Below are 1,282 nucleotides of genomic sequence, written 5' to 3'. Positions count from 1 at the left end.
CGGCGCGGACGATCCGCCGCCCCCCGCGGCCGCGATGCCCCGCCGACGCCCGCTCGGCGCCGGCGCGACGCTTCGCGCGGTCCGGGCGATGCCGGGGCGCTGCCCGGGGTTCCCCGCGGGCCCCCCGTCCGCCGGGCCGCGTCGAGTGCCCCGCGCCCCACGCGGCGGGGCCCGCCGCTCCGGCGGATGAGCGAGGAAACCCGATGACGAAGCCGATCGACATCGCGGACGTGCGGGCGCGCCTCGCCGCCCCGATCCTCGGGCGCGCGCAACCGGACCCGTTCGATCTCACAGTCCACCATCGCCACCCACGCATCGCGACGATCCGCTTCGTGCCCGGCCGCCCGATCGGATACGCGCTCTCGGCGAGCTACCCGGACTGGACCGACCGGTCCTTCCTCGCGCAGCGCTTGGCGGGAATGCGGTTGTTCTTCGGCGCGTTGCGGGACATCGAACCGGGGCTGGACGGAACGTGCGACCTCTGGCTGGGCGACGTCCCGGAAGCCCCCGGCCTCGCCTTCTCGGGCTGCGCGAGCTCGAACGTTCTGGTGCCCGATCCGGATTTCGTCGCGTCGGACGGCTACCGGCAGCTCCGGCGCGAGGCCGAGGGCATGCTGCCCTGGCCCGAGCGAGAGAACGACCTGTTCTGGCGCGGCACGCTATCGGGCGATCCGAAGCGTCGGGCGCCCGGATGGCGCACGCTTCAACGCGCGCGCCTCTGCCTTGCCGGCCGCGCGTCGGTCGTGGGCGTTCCGCTCGACGCCAAGCTCGTGGGCGACCCGCGCAATGCGGCGGGCTCCGAGGGATGGGTCGAGATCGGCGACCTCGGCCTGCTCGCAGACCGGGTCGCGCTTCATGACTTCGCGCGCTACCGCCATGCCATCGACATCGACGGCAATTCCTGCGCCTGGATGGGGCTGTTCACCAAGCTCCTGATGGGCTGCACCGTGGTCAAGGTGGATTCGCCGCTCGGGCACCGGCAATGGTACTACGACCGGCTCGTGCCCTGGATCGACTTCGTGCCCGTCTCCGCCGATCTCGGCGATCTCGACGCGGTGCGGACCTGGCTCGCGCGGGAGCCCGAGGCGGCCCGCGCCATCGCAGCGCGGGGCCGGGCGCTGGCTTGCGCGATCACCTTCGATCAGGCGCTCCTGGACGTCGCTCCGCGCGTGATCGCCCATATCCGAGCCGCGAAGGCCCAGCCATGCGCATGACCACCAAACGCGTCCTCGTCACCGGCGGGGCGGGCTTCGTGGGCTCGCATCTGTGCGAGCGGCTGCTG

1 protein-coding gene is annotated in these 1,282 nt (G+C 73.2%); it reads left to right on the top strand.

The genetic code is table 11. From position 1 onward, the window contains the following. Positions 1-203: 203 nt before the first annotated feature. Positions 204-1,214, top strand: a complete 1,011-nt coding sequence (locus AX737_RS13535) for a glycosyl transferase family 90 (RefSeq protein ID WP_066922120.1) — start codon at positions 204-206, stop codon at positions 1,212-1,214. The last annotated feature ends 68 nt before the right edge of the window (positions 1,215-1,282 follow it).

Origin of the sequence: Methylobacterium sp. CCH5-D2 (genome assembly GCF_001556475.1) — a bacterium.
GTDB classification, from domain to species: Bacteria; Pseudomonadota; Alphaproteobacteria; order Rhizobiales; family Beijerinckiaceae; genus Methylobacterium; species Methylobacterium hispanicum.
Note: the sequence above shows the minus strand (reverse complement) of the source record. Positions and strands in the feature narration are given on the sequence as shown.